15 protein-coding genes are annotated in these 17124 nt (G+C 73.2%); 10 read left to right on the plus strand and 5 right to left on the minus strand.

Annotated elements, in window-relative coordinates; all coding sequences use genetic code 11:
* Positions 1 to 140: 140 nt before the first annotated feature.
* Positions 141 to 1805: an FUSC family protein gene (locus tag BEK98_RS22515; protein WP_094218448.1), complete on the minus strand. Its 1665-nt coding sequence runs from the start codon at positions 1803 to 1805 to the stop codon at positions 141 to 143.
* Between the two features lie 177 nt (positions 1806 to 1982).
* Between BEK98_RS22515 and BEK98_RS22520 the strand changes: the two genes are divergently transcribed.
* The 6 genes from BEK98_RS22520 (at position 1983) to BEK98_RS22545 (ending at position 7846) form a co-directional block, all read left to right on the plus strand.
* Positions 1983 to 2543 carry a DUF5134 domain-containing protein gene (locus BEK98_RS22520; protein WP_094218449.1) on the plus strand — a complete coding sequence of 187 codons (561 nt, stop codon included), beginning with the start codon at positions 1983 to 1985 and terminating at the stop codon, positions 2541 to 2543.
* Between the two features lie 84 nt (positions 2544 to 2627).
* A complete protein-coding gene (locus tag BEK98_RS22525) occupies positions 2628 to 3323 on the plus strand; it encodes a phosphatase PAP2 family protein (protein ID WP_208643196.1) in 696 nt (231 codons plus the stop codon).
* A gap of 10 nt (positions 3324 to 3333) precedes the next feature.
* The gene (locus BEK98_RS22530; protein ID WP_094218450.1) at positions 3334 to 4023 is read left to right on the plus strand and encodes an HAD family hydrolase; all 690 of its coding nucleotides are present in this window, start codon (positions 3334 to 3336) and stop codon (positions 4021 to 4023) included.
* Between the two features lie 151 nt (positions 4024 to 4174).
* Entirely contained in the window at positions 4175 to 4840 is a 666-nt protein-coding gene (locus tag BEK98_RS22535) for a TetR/AcrR family transcriptional regulator (protein WP_094218451.1), read from the plus strand.
* 171 nt (positions 4841 to 5011) lie between these two features.
* Positions 5012 to 6355 carry an FAD-dependent oxidoreductase gene (locus tag BEK98_RS22540; protein WP_094218452.1) on the plus strand — a complete coding sequence of 448 codons (1344 nt, stop codon included), beginning with the start codon at positions 5012 to 5014 and terminating at the stop codon, positions 6353 to 6355.
* Between the two features lie 135 nt (positions 6356 to 6490).
* Entirely contained in the window at positions 6491 to 7846 is a 1356-nt protein-coding gene (locus BEK98_RS22545) for a nucleobase:cation symporter-2 family protein (protein ID WP_094218453.1), read from the plus strand.
* On the opposite strand, the gene BEK98_RS22550 is transcribed toward BEK98_RS22545, so the two are convergent.
* Complete coding sequence (locus tag BEK98_RS22550) at positions 7799 to 10663, minus strand: hypothetical protein (RefSeq protein WP_143684145.1); 2865 nt, start codon at positions 10661 to 10663, stop codon at positions 7799 to 7801. The two genes, BEK98_RS22545 and BEK98_RS22550, sit on opposite strands and share 48 nt — an antisense overlap.
* Positions 10664 to 10801: 138 nt before the next feature.
* On the opposite strand from BEK98_RS22550, the gene BEK98_RS22555 reads away from it, so the two are divergent.
* The gene (locus BEK98_RS22555) at positions 10802 to 10987 is read left to right on the plus strand and encodes a hypothetical protein (RefSeq protein WP_094218455.1); all 186 of its coding nucleotides are present in this window, start codon (positions 10802 to 10804) and stop codon (positions 10985 to 10987) included.
* A gap of 15 nt (positions 10988 to 11002) precedes the next feature.
* Entirely contained in the window at positions 11003 to 11413 is a 411-nt protein-coding gene (locus BEK98_RS22560; RefSeq protein WP_425276621.1) for an STAS domain-containing protein, read from the plus strand.
* Between the two features lie 10 nt (positions 11414 to 11423).
* On the opposite strand, the gene BEK98_RS22565 is transcribed toward BEK98_RS22560, so the two are convergent.
* A complete protein-coding gene (locus BEK98_RS22565) occupies positions 11424 to 12749 on the minus strand; it encodes an SGNH/GDSL hydrolase family protein (RefSeq protein ID WP_094218456.1) in 1326 nt (441 codons plus the stop codon).
* 23 nt (positions 12750 to 12772) lie between these two features.
* On the minus strand, positions 12773 to 14098 hold the full coding sequence (locus BEK98_RS22570) for an extracellular catalytic domain type 1 short-chain-length polyhydroxyalkanoate depolymerase (protein ID WP_244201933.1): 1326 nt from the start codon (positions 14096 to 14098) through the stop codon (positions 12773 to 12775).
* 290 nt (positions 14099 to 14388) lie between these two features.
* Here BEK98_RS22570 and BEK98_RS22575 point away from each other — a divergent pair, with 290 nt between their 5' ends.
* On the plus strand, positions 14389 to 15345 hold the full coding sequence (locus BEK98_RS22575; protein ID WP_094218457.1) for a pectate lyase family protein: 957 nt from the start codon (positions 14389 to 14391) through the stop codon (positions 15343 to 15345).
* A 31-nt stretch (positions 15346 to 15376) separates the two neighbouring features.
* On the plus strand, positions 15377 to 16180 hold the full coding sequence (locus BEK98_RS22580) for a pectate lyase (RefSeq protein WP_094218458.1): 804 nt from the start codon (positions 15377 to 15379) through the stop codon (positions 16178 to 16180).
* Positions 16181 to 16311: 131 nt separating this feature from the next.
* On the opposite strand, the gene BEK98_RS22585 is transcribed toward BEK98_RS22580, so the two are convergent.
* Positions 16312 to 17070, minus strand: a complete 759-nt coding sequence (locus tag BEK98_RS22585) for a PaaX family transcriptional regulator C-terminal domain-containing protein (RefSeq protein ID WP_094218459.1) — start codon at positions 17068 to 17070, stop codon at positions 16312 to 16314.
* Positions 17071 to 17124 lie beyond the last annotated feature (54 nt).

The following is a 17124-nucleotide window of genomic DNA, read 5'->3' on the forward strand; positions in this document are numbered from 1 at the left end:
GCCCGCAGCACCCCCGGCCCCCGCCTGCCCACCGCCCGCAGCACCCCCGGCCCCCGCCTGCCGACCGCCCGCAGCGTCCCCGCCGCCCGTCTGCCCCATGCCCGCTGCGTCCCCGGCCGGTGGTCGTCCGTTCGTCGGCGTCATGGCCGTGCGTCCTCCGTTGTCCTGCCCGTGTCGTGGTTCAGGGGTGCGCGCCCCTGGTGTCGTGCCGTCGCGGCGAGCGTACGGTGTCCGGACTGTTCGGCGAGCACGACCCGCTCCGTGGGCAGGGTGCGCTGCCACCACTCGCCGGAGGCGGCGTCGGCCGTGGCGCGCAGGTCGACCAGTGCGGCGGCGAGGGTGCGGTGAGCGGTCTCCAGGGCTCGGGGTTCCGGGTGCGGCTCGGCGAGCAGGCGGGCGGCGTGTTCGCGGGCGTGTTCGACCGTGGTCAGCGCGTGTTCGATGCGGTCGCCGGCGCGCCGGTTGGTGACGGCCACGGCCGCGACGAAGCCGACCAACGCGCCCACGAGGGTGTCCGCGATGCGCTCGGTGATGAGCCGGCCGGGGTCCTGGCTGCGGGCGAACTCGGTGATGAGCAGGGCCATCGGCGTGACGCACACACTGCCGAGCCAGTAGTTGCGGCTCATCAGCGCCTCGGCGCCGAAGTTGAAGGCGAGGCAGAGCAGCACCAGGGCCGCCGGGTGGAGATGGGCGAGCGGGGTGACCGCGGCGAAGACGAGGACGCCGACCAGGTTGCCGACGACGCGCTGGATGCCCCGGCTCCAGGTGAGGGTGACGTTGGCCTGGTAGAGGGAGGCGGCGGTGACCAGCGCCCAGTAGGGGCGGCCGACTCCCATGGCGAGGGAGGCGTATCCGGCGAGGGCGCAGCCGATCGCGGTGCGGGCGGCGAGGGGCGCGAGCGGGGCGAGCCGGTGCCGCAACGGGCGGCGCGGGAAGGCGAGTTCGGCGTCCACGCCGAGCAGCTCGCCGGTCGGGTCGTGCGGGGTCTCGATCCCGGCGACCGGGCCGGTTCCGCGCAGGTCCCGGGCCCAGGCGCGCAGCCGTTCCGGGTCGGTGTCGGCGGGGGCGGCCAGGGCGACCTCGGCGCGGATCAGGAGCCGTTCGAGGGTGCGCCGGGTGCGGTCCGGGCGGGTGCCCGCGGCCAGCAGGGACTGCCAGGCCGCGTGGATGGCGGCGGCACTCGCGGCGCGGGCCCGGGCGTGGCCCTCGGCGGTACCGCGCGTGGCGGCGTACACGGCGGCCGCGTTCAGGGCCTGGGCGGTGGCGCGGCGCTCGGGGCCGTGCGGGCGCAGCAGCCCGGGTGCCATGCCGACCAGCCAGGCCCAGGTGCCGGCCGCGAGGGCCAGCCCGACATGGCCGGGGACCTGGCCGAGGCTCTGCGGTGCGAACAGGGAGGCGGAGCTGATGAAGGTGAGGACCACGTTGCCGGGCGGACCGATGCGGGTGGCGTCGCACACCGTCTTCTGTACGGCGGCCAGGAGGGCGCCGACGGTGACCAGCACGACGGCGTCGCTGGTGAGCGAAGCCGCGAGCAGGGCGACGGCGAGGCCGCCGACCATGCCGAGCACCACCCAGGCCAGGGCCCGGGCCCTGGCGGCGTAGGGCCGGTTGTGGCCGTAGAGCGCGCACAGGGATCCCGCCATCGTGTACATGGCGAGGTCGAGACGCCCGAGCGCCAGCAGGGTCAGGTTGGGCGGGGCGACCGCGGCGACCGCGCTCAGCGCGGGCTTGAACCAGATGTCGGAGGGCCGCCCGAGGCGGAGCACGCCGGCGAGGGGAAGACGATGACGGGTCGCACTGCTCATACCATCAATTTAGCATGTGTTTTACTCGTAAATGATTTGGATCAGTTGTCGGTTGCCTCCTGCCTCACCTGCTGTGCTCCGGCGAATGCTCCCCGTGTACCCCCTTGCGCTCGCATGCGCCCCGCGTGGCGCGGGCATCGCATTCCTCGACCGACCGTCGAGCGTGGAGGTGTGCGCGTGCACGGACCGGTGTCGGCCGCCTGGCTGCTGGTCGCGCTGTGCGCGGCGACCGGCGCCTACTGCCTGCTGCGGATGCGCAGCGCCGTCGAGGAGCAGCGCCGCGCCGCGGGCGGCGAGGCGCTCATGGGGTTCGGCATGGCCGCGATGGCCGTGCCCGCCGCGGTGTTCACCCCGCCGGGCTGGGCCTGGCCGCTGTACGCGGCCGTGTTCGGCGCGGCGGCGCTGCGCGCCCTGTGGGCCGCGCGCAGCGGCCCGCACCATCTGCACCATGTGGTGGGGACGGTGGCGATGGTCTACGTGTCCCTCGTCATGGCGGCCTCCCCCACCTCGCCCGCCGCCCACCACCACCCGCACATCGGCGCCGGAGTGCCGCTGGTGACGGGCGCGCTCCTGCTCTACTTCACCGGTTATGTGCTGCTGTCCGGCGCCCGGCTGGTGCCCGCCGCCGCGACGGCGGGCACGACGGGGGCCGTGCGCTGGGGCGACCGTCCGGAGCTGGCAAGGGCGTGCCGGCTGTCGATGGGGATCGGGATGGTCGCGATGCTGCTGACGATGTGAACCCCCGGGCCTCCGGGGGAGGCCGGCGGAACCGAAGGGTCCGGCAAGTGGCCCCCGGCCCGTCTCGTCGACGAAGATCGCCGCATGCCCCACCAGCCCGCAGACCCTTCGCCCCGCCCGTCGGCCCACCGCGCCGCGGCCGTCGTGGCCGTCGCGCTCGCCGGCTGTGGCGGGCTGCTGCTGGTGCTCGTCGCCATCCGGTGGCATCCGCTGCTCGGCCTGGACGGCGACGTCTCGCGCACCACGCACCGCTGGGCGGTCCGCGAACACGGTCTCACGCATGCCTTCCGCATCCTGACGGACTGGGTCTGGGACCCGCTGACCATGCGTCTGGTGTGCGCGGCCGCGGCCGGCTGGCTGGTGTGGCGCCGCGCGGCCTGGTGGACGGCGCTGTGGCTGGCGGTCACGGTCGCCCTGGGCACCATCGTGCAGCAGTCGGTGAAGGCCGCCGTCGACCGGCCCCGCCCGATCTGGCCGGATCCCGTCGACAGCGCGCACTACGCGGCGTTCCCCTCCGGGCACGCCATGACGGCCACCGTGGTCTGCGGACTCCTGCTGTGGCTGCTGCACCGCTTCGGCGCGGGCCGCGCCCTGTGGCGTACGGCCGTGTCCGTGGCCGTCGTCTCGGTGGCCGGCGTGGGCCTGACCCGGGTGTGGCTGGGCGTCCACTGGCCTTCGGACGTCGTGGGCGGCTGGCTGTTCGGGGCGCTGGTGGTGGCGTTGGCCGTGACGGTGTACGAGTGGCCGCGGGGCGGCCGGGCGCGGTCACCGCGCGGGTAGAGTCCGGCGCATGGCTGCCGTGCTCTTCGATTTCTCGGGAACCCTGTTCCGCATCGAGTCCACCGAATCCTGGCTGCGGGCCGGGCTGAAGGAGACCGGCCTGACACTGGCCGAGCCCGAACTCGCCGACACCGCGAAGGCCTTGGAGGCGGCCGGTGCGCTGCCGGGCGGGGCGGACCCCGTCGAGGTGCCGGCGGACCTCGCCGGTGTGTGGGCGGTGCGGGACGAGAGCGCCCGGCTGCACCGGGCCGCCTACACCGGACTGTCGCGCCGCGTGCCACTGCCCGGCCCGGGCCTGCACGACGCGCTGTACGAGCGGCACAAGTCCCCCGCCGCCTGGTCGCCGTACCCGGACACCGCCGAGGTGCTGCGCACGCTGCGCGAGCGCGGGATCGGCGTCGGCGTGGTCAGCAACATCGGCTGGGACCTGCGCCCGGTCTTCCGTGAGCACGGGCTCGACGCCTACGTGGACGCGTATGTGCTGTCGTACGAACACGGCGTGCAGAAGCCGGACCCGCGGCTCTTCGAGGCCGCCTGCGCGGCACTGGACGTCGATCCGCGGCAGGTGCTGATGGTCGGTGACAGCAGGGTGGCGGACGGCGGGGCTGCCGCGCTGGGCTGCCGGGTGCACTTCGTGGACCATCTGCCGGTGGCGCAGCGGCCCGACGCACTGCTGCCGGTGCTGGACCTGGTGGCCTGAGGGTACGAACGCCGGGCTCATGCGCCGCCCGCCTGAGACGATCCCCCGCGTCGCCCCAGACGGACGGCAGCCCCGAACTGGCTCCCGCGCACAGCGGTGCCACTGCGCTGAGTATAGTTGGCTGGCAGCCAGTCAACGCAGGAGTTACAGGATGTCCCCGCGCAGCGCCTCGGTCAATGAAGAGTTGCGCCGTCGTTCCAGGGAGCGGCTGCTACAGGCCGCGGTGGAGCTGGTCGACGAGCACGGCTTCGAGGCCACCACGCTGGCCGACATCGCGGACCGGGCGGGCTCGGCGCGCGGACTGGTGTCGTACTACTTCCCCGGCAAGCGCCAGTTGGTGCAGTCCGCCGTGCACCGGCTGATGCACCGCACGCTGGAGGAGGCGCTGGAGCGGGAGCCGCACACCGAGGACGGCCGGGAGCGGCTGGCCCGGGCCATCGACGCGATCCTGGGCCTCACCCGCGACCGGCCGGTGCTCATGCGGCAGCACATGGCGGGGCTGCTCCAGGCCGAGGGTTTCGTGCCGTGCCCGGAGCAGCGGCGCCTGGCCGAGCTGTTGAGCGACACCGTCGCCCGGTACGGCTCCCACGACGTGACGGCCGACTATCCCCTGCTGCGGGCTCTGCTGATGGGGGCGGTGTACGCGGCGTTGGTGCCGGGGGCGCCGATGCCCGTGCCGACGCTGCGGGCCGAGCTGTTCCAGCGGTACGGGCTCGACTGGGAGCAGGGCATGCCGCCGGGGAGCGACATGGACACCGGGTCGGATCAGGGGCAGGACCTGTCGCGGTTCTTCGCGACCGAGGAGCGGTCCGAGTAACGGATCCCCGGTCCACTCGTCGCCCGACTCTCCTTTTCAGTGCACACACGCAACGTAACCGCATGATCACAATTTGTCCGGGTCACCCTGCCGGCCTCTGCCGTTGCGGGCCCGGCGGTGCCATGCTGGAGCCGTCCGCACACCCTCCTCCTTCGGGCAAGGAGTACCGCCGTGCTGCGTGTCGCCGTCGTCGGATCCGGGCCGAGCGGGTGTTACACCGCTCAGACCCTGGTCCAGCTCGATCCCGAGGTGCGGGTGGACGTACTGGACCGGCTGCCGTGCCCCTACGGGCTGGTGCGCTACGGCGTCGCCCCGGACCACGAGAAGATCAAGTCCCTGCAGGGCAACCTGCGCACGGTGCTGGAGCACGACCGGGTGCGGTTCCTCGGCGGGGTCCGGGTGGGCGGACCCGGCGGGCTGCCCGTGGCGCGGCTGCGGAGCCTGTACCACGCGGTCGTGTACTGCGTGGGCGCCGCCACCGACCGCCACCTCGGGATTCCCGGCGAGGAGTTGCCGGGCAGCTGGTCGGCGACCGAGTTCGTGTCCTGGTACAGCGCGCATCCGGACGCGGCCGACGCCGGGTTCGTGCGCGGGGTCCGGTCCGCGGTGGTCATCGGCGTGGGCAACGTGGCCGTGGACGTCACGCGGATGCTGGTGCGGGGAGCCGGTGAGCTGCGTCCGACGGACATGCCGCAGGCGGCGCTGGACACGCTGGCCGCGAGCGGGGTCGGCGAGGTCCACATGGTGGGCCGGCGCGGCCCCTCACAGGCCCGCTTCACCACCAAGGAGCTGCGCGAGCTGGGCGGCCTGCCGGACACCGAAGTCAGCCTCGATCCGGACGAGTTGGCGCTGGACCCGGCGTATGCGGATCCCTCCGCGCTGCCCGCCGTGCAGCGCCGCAACGTGGAGGCGCTGCGCGGCTGGGCGGCGGCCCCGCCCCGGCAGACGGCCCGGCGGATACGGCTGCGGTTCTTCCTGCGGCCCGTGGAACTGCTCGCGGACGACGCCGGCAGGGTGGGCGCCGTGCGCTTCGAGCGGACGGCGCCGGACGGGCGCGGCGGCATCACGGGCACGGGACGGTACGAGGACGTCGCGGCCCAGTTGGTGCTGCGCTCGGTCGGCTATCGCGGAGTGCCGCTGGAGGGGCTGCCGTTCGATGCGTCGACCGGCACCGTGCCGCACGCGGAGGGCCGTGTCCTGCGCGACGGCGTCGCGTCGCCGGGCGAGTACGTCGCCGGCTGGATCAAGCGCGGCCCGACCGGTGTCATCGGCACCAACCGGCCGTGCGCCAAGGAGACGGCGACCTCCCTGCTCGCGGACGCGCCCGCGCTCGTACGCCGGGAGGTGCCGGAGAACCCGCTGGAGGCGCTGCGGGCGGCGGGTGTCGAACCGGTGCCGTGGGCGGGGTGGCAGGCGATCGAGCGCGCCGAGGCCGCACTGGGCGCACGGCTCGGCCGGAGCGTGGTCAAGCTGGCCGACTGGGACGCGCTGCTGGGGGCTGCGCGGTCGGCCTAGGCCGGGTCGGAGCCGGCGGCTTCCAGGTGGGCATGACACACAACGGCAACACCCTTGACATCAACAAACTGTTCAAGGACCTTACGGTCTCGTGCTGTTCGGATGTCACTCCCCACCCGCCGCTCTGGAGTCCCCATGGCCACGACCGCAGAAGTGCACCCCGTCGACGAGATACCACCGGTGGGCCGGCTTGCGGCCTTCGGGCTGCAGCATGTGCTCGCGATGTACGCGGGCGCCGTCGCGGTGCCACTGATCGTGGGCGGTGCGATGAAGCTGTCGCCCGCCGACCTGGCGTATCTGATCACCGCCGATCTGCTGGTGTGCGGCATCGCCACGCTGATCCAGTGCGTCGGGTTCTGGCGGTTCGGGGTCCGGCTGCCGATCATGCAGGGCTGCACGTTCGCGGCCGTGTCGCCGATGGTGCTCATCGGGACGACGGGCGGCGGACTGCCCGCGATCTACGGCTCGGTGATCGTCGCGGGACTCGCGATCGTGCTGCTCGCACCCGTCTTCGGCCGGCTGCTGCGCTTCTTCCCGCCGCTGGTCACCGGCACGGTGATCCTGATCATCGGGGTCTCGCTGCTGCCGGTCGCGGGCAACTGGGCCGCGGGCGGTGTCGGTGCGAAGGACTTCGGGGAGCCGAAGAACCTGGCACTCGCGGCCTTCGTCCTGGCGGTCGTGCTCGGCGTGCAGCGGTTCGCGCCGGTCTTCCTCAGCCGGATCGCCGTACTGATCGGCATCGCGGTGGGTCTGGCGGTCGCCGTGCCGTTCGGGTTCACGGACTTCGGCGGGGTCGGGGACGCGGACTGGGTGGGGATCAGCACGCCGTTCCACTTCGGGGCGCCCACGTTCAAGGCGTCCGCGATCGTGTCCATGCTGGTGGTGGCCCTGGTGACGATGACGGAGACGACCGGTGACCTGATCGCGGTCGGCGAGATGACCGGCCGCCGGGTCGAGCCGCGCTCGCTGGCCGACGGGCTGCGCGCGGACGGCCTGTCGACCGTCCTCGGCGGGGTGTTCAACACCTTCCCGTACACGGCGTACGCCCAGAACGTGGGCCTGGTCGGGATGACCCGGGTGCGCAGCCGCTGGGTGGTCGCGGCGGCCGGCGGCCTCCTCGTCCTGCTCGGTCTGCTGCCCAAGCTGGGCGCGGTGGTCGCGGCGATCCCCGCGCCGGTGCTCGGCGGGGCGGGCCTGGTGATGTTCGGGACGGTCGCGGCGAGCGGGCTGCGTACGCTGGCCCGCGTCGACTTCAAGGGCAACAACAACCTGACGGTGGTGGCCGTTTCGGTGGCGGTCGGCATGCTGCCGGTGGGCGTGCCCACGGTGTACGCGAAGTTCCCGGACTGGTTCCAGACGGTGATGAACAGCGGGATCAGCGCGGGGTGTCTGACGGCCATCGCACTGAACCTGCTGTTCAACCATCTGCCGGGGAAGGCCGGTTCAGCCGCCGTCGCCGAGGCGGACGGCGTGTCCGTGGCCGGACAGTGACGCGGCGAAGCCGCCCGCCGCGTCCAGCCCGAACCGTCCGTGGAGTGGCGGCGGTGGGTCGCCGCCGGTGACGCGCAACAGGCCCTCCCAGGCCTCGGAGTCGCCGGCGTCGACGCCCGTGCGATAGCACCGCTCCGCGCGCCGCCGGTCACCGGCCTCTTCGTGCAGGCGGCCCAGCGCGGTCCACGCGGCCGTGTCGCCCGCGTCGGCCGCCTCGCGGTAGGCCACCTCGGCGCCCGGCCCGTCGCCGCGGTCCTCCCTGACCTGCCCCAGAGCGGACCAGACTCCCGAGCCGCCCGCGGCGACGGCCGCCCGGACGGCGCGCAGGGAGCCCTCCCGGTCGCCCGCACGCTCCCGGATCCGGGCGAGCGTGGCCCAGGTGTCCCCGGAGCCGTGCTCGGCGGCCTCGTCGGCGGCGCGTTCGGCTCCTTCGGTGTCGCCGGTCCGCTCCCGGATCCGGGCGAGCGCGATCCATGCCTCGGTGTCCCCGGCCCGGGCGGCCCGGGCCGCCGCGAGGTCGGCCGACGCGCTCTGTCCCGCTTCCTCCCGTACCCGGGCCAGGGTCCACCAGGCCTCGGCATGGCCGAACCGCGCGGCCCGTACGGCGGCCTCCTCGGCGCCCTCGGTGTCCCCGCTCTCCTCCCTGAGCAGCGCCAGATGGGCGAGCGCGCCGGTCGACCCGGCCGCGGCGGCCAGCCGGCAGGCGTGCTCGGCCGCGGCGGTCTCCCCCCGCTGCCGGTGGTACCGCATCAGTGCGCTCCACCCCTCTGCGTTCCCGAGTCCGGCGGCCCGCGTGGCCGCGGCTTCCGCGCCTTTCCGGTCCCCGGCCCGCCACCGGAGGTGCACCAGGGAGGACCAGGCCGTGGGGACACCCGCGTCGGCGGCCTCCAGATAGGCGGTCTCGGCTTCGGCGTCGCGTCCCGTCCTGTCGTACCACCGCGCTCTGCCCATCCAGCCCCAGGGGTCCCCGGCCGTCACCGCACGGGTGTACGCCGCGAGCGCGCCGGCCTCGTCACCCGTCCGCTCACGCCGCCGGGCCAGCGCCAGCCACGGCCGGGTATGCCCCTGCTCCGCCGCGGCCACGGCGGCTTCCTCGGCGCCCGCCCGGTCACCGACGTACTCGCGCAGCCGGGCGAGGAAGTCCCACGCCGAGGGCTCGCCCGCCAGCGCTGCCCGTTCATGGGCCCGCAGTGCTCCGGCGCCGTCGTCATGGCCCTCGCGCACCCCGGCCAGCACGGCCCAGGCCCACCCGCTGTCCGCGGCCACCGACTCCGCCGCCGCCCGGTCGCCGGCCTCCTCCCACAGCAGCGCCAGTGCGGGCCGGGCGTCGGCTCCCCGGTCGAGGGCGCGCCGGTAGAGCCGTAGCGCGTGTCCGTGGCGGCAGCGCGCACGCGCCTCCCCGCCCATGGCGTACAGGTCGTCCGCGGTACGGCCGTGGGCCTCGGCCGCCTCCCACAGTTCGGCGGGTGGGGCGAGGTGGGCGCGGGCGCGGCGCACGCTCTGGTCGAGGTAGTCGGCGGGGTGGTAGCCGTCGGCTGCGCCCACGCCCGGTGCGACCCGGTCGGGGACCAGGGCGGGCAGCCGGCCGCCGTCGGCGGAGCTGAGCGCGTGGACGGCGGCCGCGAACCACTCGGTGTCCCCGGTGACGCGGGCCGTGGACGGGAGGTAGCCGACGACGGCCGCCGCGAGCAGTTCGGGCGACAGCGCGGCCGCGTGGCCGAGGCGCCGCGCGTCGACGGCCGCCGTGACGATCGCGTGCTCGATCTCGGAGAAGGCGTTGCCCGGTCCCATCTCGTACTGCCGTACCAGCTCCGGACCACCGGTCAACTGCTGGATGACCCGCGCCGGTTCACCGGCCGCCGCCAGCGCCGCCCGCAGCCGCGGGTCGTGCGCGGCCGCCTTCCTGGCCCGGCCCAGGCTGCCGCCGAGGTGGTCCGGGACGAGGATCTCGGCGTGGTGGGCGCGCAGCAGGGCACGGGCGTGGAAGTGGTCGTCGCCGCCCGGGGCCGCGATACGGCGCGCGTACTCGGGCCACATGCTGCCGAGGACGGCGAGTGGGGCCGTCCGGCCGAGGAGGCCGGCCAGGGACTCGGCCACGTCCTCGCCGGCGGGTCCGGTCAGGTAGCGCTGTGTCTCGTTCAGCCAGATCACCGATCCGGCGTCCACCGCGTCGCCCGCGACCCAGTCGAGGAGTTCGCGCGGACCGGACGGGAACAGGACGGGCCAGTCGGGCAGTTCAATGCGCACGGCCTCGAAGGCCGACCGGGTCTTGCCGGTCGACGACTGGCCGACGAGCACGGCCAGTACCGCCTCGCCGCCCCTGGCACACCGCAGGCGCTCACGCACCGTCTCGTCGTGGGTCCGCTCGATGTACGGGGTGAGCCGGTCGAAGCCGGCGCCGTCCACGTCCACCGCGTGGTGCACACCGAGCCGGGCGGCGCCCCACGCCTCGGCGGTGCGCGGGGGCGGCCCGGGGCGCTCCTTCGCCTCGATCCACAACTCCCGTATCCGTACGACCGTTTCGGCCGGGTCGCGGTCCATGAGGCGGGCCAGCACCGCGGTGACCGACTCGGCGTCGTGCAGGCCGGGGAGTTTCGCACCGGTGAGGAGTCGCCCCACGGTGTCCCGGCTCGGGGCGCCGGGCAGGGAGTCGTCGAGGGCGGCCGTCTCCGCGATCCGGTCCAGGCTGGGCGTGCCGGCGGACAGGTACAGCCGGTACAGATACCGCTTGAACTCCCGCAACGCTCCCGGCGGCAGCCGCGGCGGCGCCACCGGGCGGGGTTTGCGTCCTGCGCCGCCGCTCTCGTCGCTACTCATCGCCCCGTTCCCCGTCCGGGCGGCGTCCCGGCGGCCTCTCGTCGCCACCGGTCGTCGACCGCTCGCAGGCAGCCATCCTCTGATCAACGACGGCGCCTCGTCCAGTCGGCGCCGCGATTCCCGCTCGTGGAGGCTCGGTTGATCCCCTTTCCCGTTCCGTCGGCCGCCCTGCGTGCCCTGCTGGTGCTGCCCCTGCTGCTGGCCACACTCGCCTGTCTGCCGGCGCTCGTCGTGCTGCCGTTCCTGCGGAACGGAGGCGCACGGACCGAGCGAATCGTGCGCCAGCTCGTCGCCTGGACACGTACGTTGGTCATGTCGCTGTGAGACAGGGAGTAGCCCGTGGAACCGATCGTCGACGGCCGCCTGAGCATCGTGTACGAGCACGTCTCCGCCTCGGTCACCGTGGTGACGCTTGCGGGCGAACTGGATGTGTACACATGCGTGACCCTGCGGGAGGTCCTGGTCGGCCTGATCAACGACGGGCGCTTCCTGCTGGCCATCGACATGCGGGAGGTCGACTTCATCGAAAGCCCCGGCACCGGGGTCCTCGTCGGCGCTCTCAAGCGCCTGCGCGCGCACGGCGGCCACTTGGCCCTGAGCGGAGCCCAGGGGCAGGTCCGGAAGCACTTCCGCATCACGAGGCTGGACAGGATCTTCCCGATCCACCCGACGGCCCTGGCGGCGGAGGAGTCCCTGTCCGCACCGGCCCTGGACCACCGCACCGCCAGGACCGCCGCCCCGGCCCGCTGAACTGCTCACCTCACCGCCGGAACAGCCTCTCGGGAACCGCCCCCGCCAGCACCCCGTACCCCTTCGGGTTGAGATGCAGCCCGTCCCCGACCTGGAGGTCGGGCAGCAGTCGGCTCGGCTGGGCCGGGTCCCGTACGGCCCGGTCGAAGTCGATCACCGCGTCGAAGTGGCCGGGGGTGCGGATCCAGGTGTTCACGCGCTGTCGGGACGCCTCCCGCTCCCCCGCCGGGTCGTCGTAGGGGGTGTTGCCCCCGAACGGCGTCAGGGTCGCACCGTAGACGCGGATGCCCTGGGCGTGGGCGCGGACCACGATCTGCCGGTAACCGGCGATCAGGTCGTCGGTGACCGCGCGCTGGGCCTCGGGGGTGGCGGCGGCGGTGCCGATGTCGTTCACGCCCTCGAAGAGGATCAGCCAGGAGACCCCGCTGCGGGAGAGGACGTCACGGTCGAGGCGGGCCAGGACGTTGGGGCCGAGCCCGTCGTTGAGGACCCGGTTGCCGCCGGCGGCCTGGTTGAGGACGGCGATGTCCGAGGTGGCGGCGCGGTTCCGGAGCCGGTCGAAGAACTGGTCCGGCCAGCGGTCGTTGCCGTTGGTGGTGGAGCCGCGGCCGTCGGTGAGCGAGTCGCCCACGACGGCCACCGCCTCGATGCCGCCGGGCGCGAGCACCTCGACGTCGCTGAGCAGATACCAGTGGTTGACCGGGGTCGCGTCCGGGAGGTCGTCGTCCCGGGTGTGGTCGCCGTGCAGCAGGTACGAGGTGGTGCGCGAGCCCGGGTGCGAGGTGAGCGCCAGCGACGGCTGGCCCTGTGCGGTGTACGCCGTCACGGTCAGGTCGGATCCGGCGCGCAGGTCGAAGTCGAGCGGGTCCGAGACCAGTTGGGCACCGACGGGGACGGTGGCCGCGTCCCGCCCGGCGAAGGTGACCCGTCGCAGGCTGTCCGGCTCGATCGCGCTGACGCCGGCCTGTCCGCCGCTCGGCAGCGCCACGGTCACGGCGGTCAGCGGCAGCGGGGTGTCGCCGTAGGCGTTGGAGAGCCGCAGCCGGATGCGGTGGCCGCCGGTGGTGACGCGGACGGTCTGCCGCAGTGTGGTGTCGGTCAGCACCGACTTGTCACCGGTGAAGGGCGCGGGCGGCAGGTTCGCCGGCTCGGTCAGCTGCGGCATCCCGGTCCAGGTGTTCACCCAGTGCCGGCCTGTGGCCGAAGTGGCCATGGGGCGGGCCGAGTTCGTCCTGTCCAGCAGTGCCCTGAGCGCCGAGGACGTCACGACCAGGGTGAGCACGAGGACGCAGGTGGTGAGCAGGGTGGCGAGCGGGGCTCTGCTGGGTGGCTTCATGGGCGCCCTTCTCCGTGGTTGCGTCAACCGACCGTGCATTCCGTGCCGTTGAGCGTGTAGGCGGTGGGTGCCGCGCTGTTGCCGGTGTGGGTGGCCTGGTAGCCGATACCGACACTCGCGTTCGGCGCGAGCGTGCCGTTGTACGAGAGGCCGGTCGCCGTCACCGCACCGGAGGACGGGCTGTACGTGGCGTTCCAGCCACTGGTGATGGTCTGGCCGGCCGGCAGGGTGAAGTCCAGTTTCCAGCCGCTGATCGTCGTCGTGCCGGTGTTGGTGATGGTGACGGAGGCGGTCAGGCCGGTGTTCCAGGCGTTGGTGGTGACCGTCACCTTGCAGGCGCCGGCGGGAGGTTGGGGCGCGGGGCCGTCGCCGCCGAGGCCGAAGAAGGCGAGGGCGCGGGAGGCCATGCCGTAGGAGTAGAGGTTGTGCCCCACGCCCTGGAGGCTGATCGCCTCGACAGGTGCCCGGTCACCGGTGCCGCCGTAGCGGGTGCGGGTCCAGCCGGACTGGGGTGTGTCGGTGGCGGCGGGGGTCTGGCCGACGCCGAGCACATCGGTCCACTGCTTCATCTCCTCGCCGAAGTTGGGATAGCGCAGCGTGTCGTCGGCGGTGCCGTGCCACAGCTGCATCCGCGGCCGGGGGCCGGTGTATCCGGGGTAGGCGGCGCGCACCAGGTCGCCCCACTCCCGCGGGGTGTGGGTGACGGTGCCGCCGGAGCAGGCGCTGTTCCACTCGGAGCCGTCGGTGGTGGCGAAGCAGCCGAAGGGCACGCCGGAGAAGGCGGCGCCCGCGGCGAACACGTCGGGGTAGTCGCCGAGCAGGACGTTCGTCATCATCGCGCCGGAGGAGATGCCGGTGACGAAGATCCGGCCGGTGTCGGCCGCGTAGGTGTGGGTCACCCAGTCGACCATCGACCTGATGCCGACCGGGTCGCTGCCGCCGCCGCGGCGCAGCGCCTGCGGCGAGGAGACGTCGAAGCACTTGCCGGCGCGGGTCACCGACGGGTACACGACGACGAACCCGTACTGGTCGGCCAGGGAGGCCCACTCGGTGCCGGAGTACATCGCCGGCCCCGAGCCCGTGCAGTAGTGGGCGGCCACCACGACCGCCGGATGCGCGGTGACGCCGCTCGGGACGTACACGTACATCTGCAGGTTGCTGGGGTTGTCGCCGAAGCCGGTGACCTCGGTGAGGGTGGCCGTGGGGACGGCCTCGGTGCGGGCGGCGGCCGGGGGTGCGGCCAGGGTCAGCGCCGCGAGCAGGGGCAGCAGCGCTCCGAGGAGTGCGAGCAGCGCCGAACGCAGCGGTGTTCTCTGGCGATTGGGGGTGTCGCCGGCTGTGGGGGGCACGTCGTTCGTCCCTTCTGATCGCGGCTCGTGCGGCGTCGTGCGGGGGAACTTCCGGCATCGTGGCATGGACATGCGCGCCATGGAAGCGCTCCCACACACTTGCCCGCCGACCGAAAACAGCCGTGCGCGAGGCGTTGACTAGAAAGCGCTTGCCCCCTACGGTCCGTTCATCAGCGTGACCGAGAGGATCTCGAATCAACCCCAACCGGTCACTCCACCCCCACAGGCGTTCCAGATGGCGTACGTCGTTCACGTACACAACCAACCCCCACTGGAAGGGACGCACCCGCATGCGAACACAACGACTCATCGCGCCGGCGGCCGCCGCCGTGGCCCTCGGCGCCGCCGCCGCACTCGTGTCACCCCAGGCCGCCGGGGCGGCCGCCGCCTCGCCCGTCGGGTTCGGCGCCGGGACGACCGGCGGCGGCAGCGCCACGGCGGTGACCGTCTCCACCCTGGACGCCTTCAAGGCGGCCGTGGCCGGCGGTTCGGCGAAGGTGGTGAAGGTCAACGGCCTGATCTCGCTCAGCGGTCAGGTCGACATCGGCTCCAACACCACGGTCCTGGGCGTCGGTTCGTCCTCCGGCTTCACCGGCGGCGGACTGCGCCTGAAGAAGGTCGCCAACGTCGTCATCCGCAACCTGAACATCAGCAAGGCCGTCAAGACCGACGCGATCACCGTGCAGGGCTCGACGAAGGTGTGGATCGACCACAACTCCCTGTCCTCGGACCGTGATCACGGCAAGGACCACTACGACGGCCTGGTCGACATCACGCACGCGTCCGACTACGTGACCGTCTCCTGGAACACCTTCAAGGACCACTACAAGGGCTCGCTCGTCGGCCACAGCGACAACAACGCGAGCGAGGACACCGGGCATCTGCGGGTGACGTACCACCACAACTGGTTCGACAACGTCAACTCCCGCATCCCCAGCCTGCGTTTCGGCACCGGGCACTTCTACGACAACTACGTCGTCGGCGCCGAGACCGCCGTGCACTCGCGGATGGGCGCGCAGATGCTGGTCGAGAACAACGTCTTCCGCGACACCCAGGTCGCCGTCACCACCAGCCGGGACAGCGACGTGGACGGCTACGCCAACCTGCGCGGCAACGACCTCGGCGGAGCCGCGACCGAGGTCTCGCGCACCGGCACCTTCACCAGCCCGCCCTACGGCTACACCGCCGAGCCCGCGTCCACCGTCGTGGCCTCGGTGACGGCCGGCGCGGGCGCCGGACGGATCTGACCACCCCCACTCGGAGGAAGGCATTCGGGACATGACCTCACGAGCACCCTCGCGCACCGGATCCGTGCGCGCCCTGCTGGGCGGACTCGCCGCCCTCGGCCTCTCGGTTGGCATGATCATGACTGACGGAGCCACGGCGAACGCCGCGACCTGGCCCACGGCCAACGGCAGTCAGGCGGTCACCGCCACCATCCCGGTCTCCGGCACCAAGGACTACGGGATGAAGCGCCTCTACGGCTCCGGGGACCTCGGCACCGGCGGCCAGAACGAGGACCAGGACCCGCTCCTCGAACTCGCCCCCGGCGCGGTCCTGAAGAACGTCATCATCGGCGCCCCGGCCGCCGACGGCATCCACTGCCTCGGCAGCTGCACACTGCAGAACGTCTGGTGGGAGGACGTCGGCGAGGACGCGGCCACCTTCCTCGGCTCCTCGTCCTCCAACGTCTACACCGTCAGCGGCGGCGGGGCGAAGGAGGCCAGCGACAAGGTGTTCCAGTTCAACGGCGCCGGAACGCTGAACGTCTCCAATTTCGCGGTGCAGAACTTCGGCACCTTCGCCCGCTCGTGCGGCAACTGCAAGACGCAGTACAAGCGCACGATCAACCTCAACTCCATCGAGGCGACCTACAAGGGCAACAAGCTCGTCGGCATCAACACCAACTACGGCGACAGCGCGACCCTGAAGAACATCACCATCGTCGGCGACTCCAGCAAGAAGATCGTTCCGTGCCAGAAGTACGTCGGCAACAACACCGGCAAGGAACCGACCACCAACGGCTCGGGTCCTGACGGGACTTACTGCAAGTACGCGTCGTCGGACATCACCTACAAGTAGGCACCCGGGGGTCGTCGTCCGGCGCGGACGGCGACCCTCAGCTCCTGTGTGCCAGGCCGGTCACACCTCGGGGGTGGCGTTCGCCTCCGTTGCGAGCCGCGCCCGCAGGGCCGACCTTGCCGAGATCGCGCTCAGCGGTCCCCGCGCAGCCCCACCGACGCGGCCAGTTCCTCCTGGTAGCCCGCGTAGGCCGTGCGAAGGGCCTCCCCCGGCCAGTCCGGTGGCAGGAGTGCGGGCGGGAGAACGGGGTCGGTGAGCAGGTGTCGTACGGCCGCGGCGAAGGCGGTGAGGCGGTCGGCCGGGTGATGGGAGTCGGCGGCGTGGGCGAGCAGGGTGCGCGCGGTGGCGGCCCAGGCGTCCAGCGGCCACAGGCGGGCCACCAGGTCGAGGGGTGAGTCGTCGGGGCGGGCGGTGTACGACTCGGCCACGCGCGCGAGGTCGCCGGGCAGGGGCCTGTCGAGGTTGGCCGGGCGCAGCCATACGCCCTCGCGGAGTTCGGCCAGGCGCAGGGCGGCCAACCGCGCGCGCAGGTCGGCCCGTTCGGCGGGGCCGCGGCCGGTCGCCGTGATCACCACCATCTCCCAGTCGCCGTCCCACGGGCGCGTGCGGGGACGCAGCGCCTCGTCCTGGCGGCGCTGACGGGCCAGCAGCCGGCCACTGAGCCGGTACACGGCGTCCGTGCGGCGCAGGTCCCCGGCGGCCACCATCCGGCTCAGCGCGGCCCGCAGCGTGGAGCCGCCGACGCCGAAGGGCTCCACCAGCCGGACCAGGTCCTTCACCGGCAGCTCGGGCGGATGCGCGCCCAGCAGCAGGCTCAGCACCACCGACCGCGCGGACAGCGGCCGCAGGCCGGCGGCCTCACCCGCCTCCGCTGACACGTTCATGCGCATGGGCACGTACTGTACGTGCGCCTCCTTGTTGCATCATTGCTACAGCCGCAAGAA

This window comes from Streptomyces diastatochromogenes (genome assembly GCF_002242805.1).
Classification (GTDB): domain Bacteria; phylum Actinomycetota; class Actinomycetes; order Streptomycetales; family Streptomycetaceae; genus Streptomyces; species Streptomyces diastatochromogenes.

Excerpts from the sequence above, each read along its gene's own strand:
- BEK98_RS22515 (WP_094218448.1), bottom strand. The coding sequence starts at position 1,805 with ATGAGCAGTGCGACCCGTCATCGTCTTCCCCTCGCCGGCGTGCTCCGC.
- BEK98_RS22525 (WP_208643196.1), top strand. The coding sequence starts at position 2,628 with ATGCCCCACCAGCCCGCAGACCCTTCGCCCCGCCCGTCGGCCCACCGC.
- BEK98_RS22530 (WP_094218450.1), top strand. The coding sequence starts at position 3,334 with ATGGCTGCCGTGCTCTTCGATTTCTCGGGAACCCTGTTCCGCATCGAG.
- BEK98_RS22535 (WP_094218451.1), top strand. The coding sequence starts at position 4,175 with ATGTCCCCGCGCAGCGCCTCGGTCAATGAAGAGTTGCGCCGTCGTTCC.
- BEK98_RS22545 (WP_094218453.1), top strand. The coding sequence starts at position 6,491 with ATGGCCACGACCGCAGAAGTGCACCCCGTCGACGAGATACCACCGGTG.
- BEK98_RS22550 (WP_143684145.1), bottom strand. The coding sequence starts at position 10,663 with ATGAGTAGCGACGAGAGCGGCGGCGCAGGACGCAAACCCCGCCCGGTG.
- BEK98_RS22565 (WP_094218456.1), bottom strand. The coding sequence starts at position 12,749 with ATGAAGCCACCCAGCAGAGCCCCGCTCGCCACCCTGCTCACCACCTGC.
- BEK98_RS22575 (WP_094218457.1), top strand. The coding sequence starts at position 14,389 with ATGCGAACACAACGACTCATCGCGCCGGCGGCCGCCGCCGTGGCCCTC.
- BEK98_RS22580 (WP_094218458.1), top strand. The coding sequence starts at position 15,377 with ATGACCTCACGAGCACCCTCGCGCACCGGATCCGTGCGCGCCCTGCTG.
- BEK98_RS22585 (WP_094218459.1), bottom strand. The coding sequence starts at position 17,070 with ATGCGCATGAACGTGTCAGCGGAGGCGGGTGAGGCCGCCGGCCTGCGG.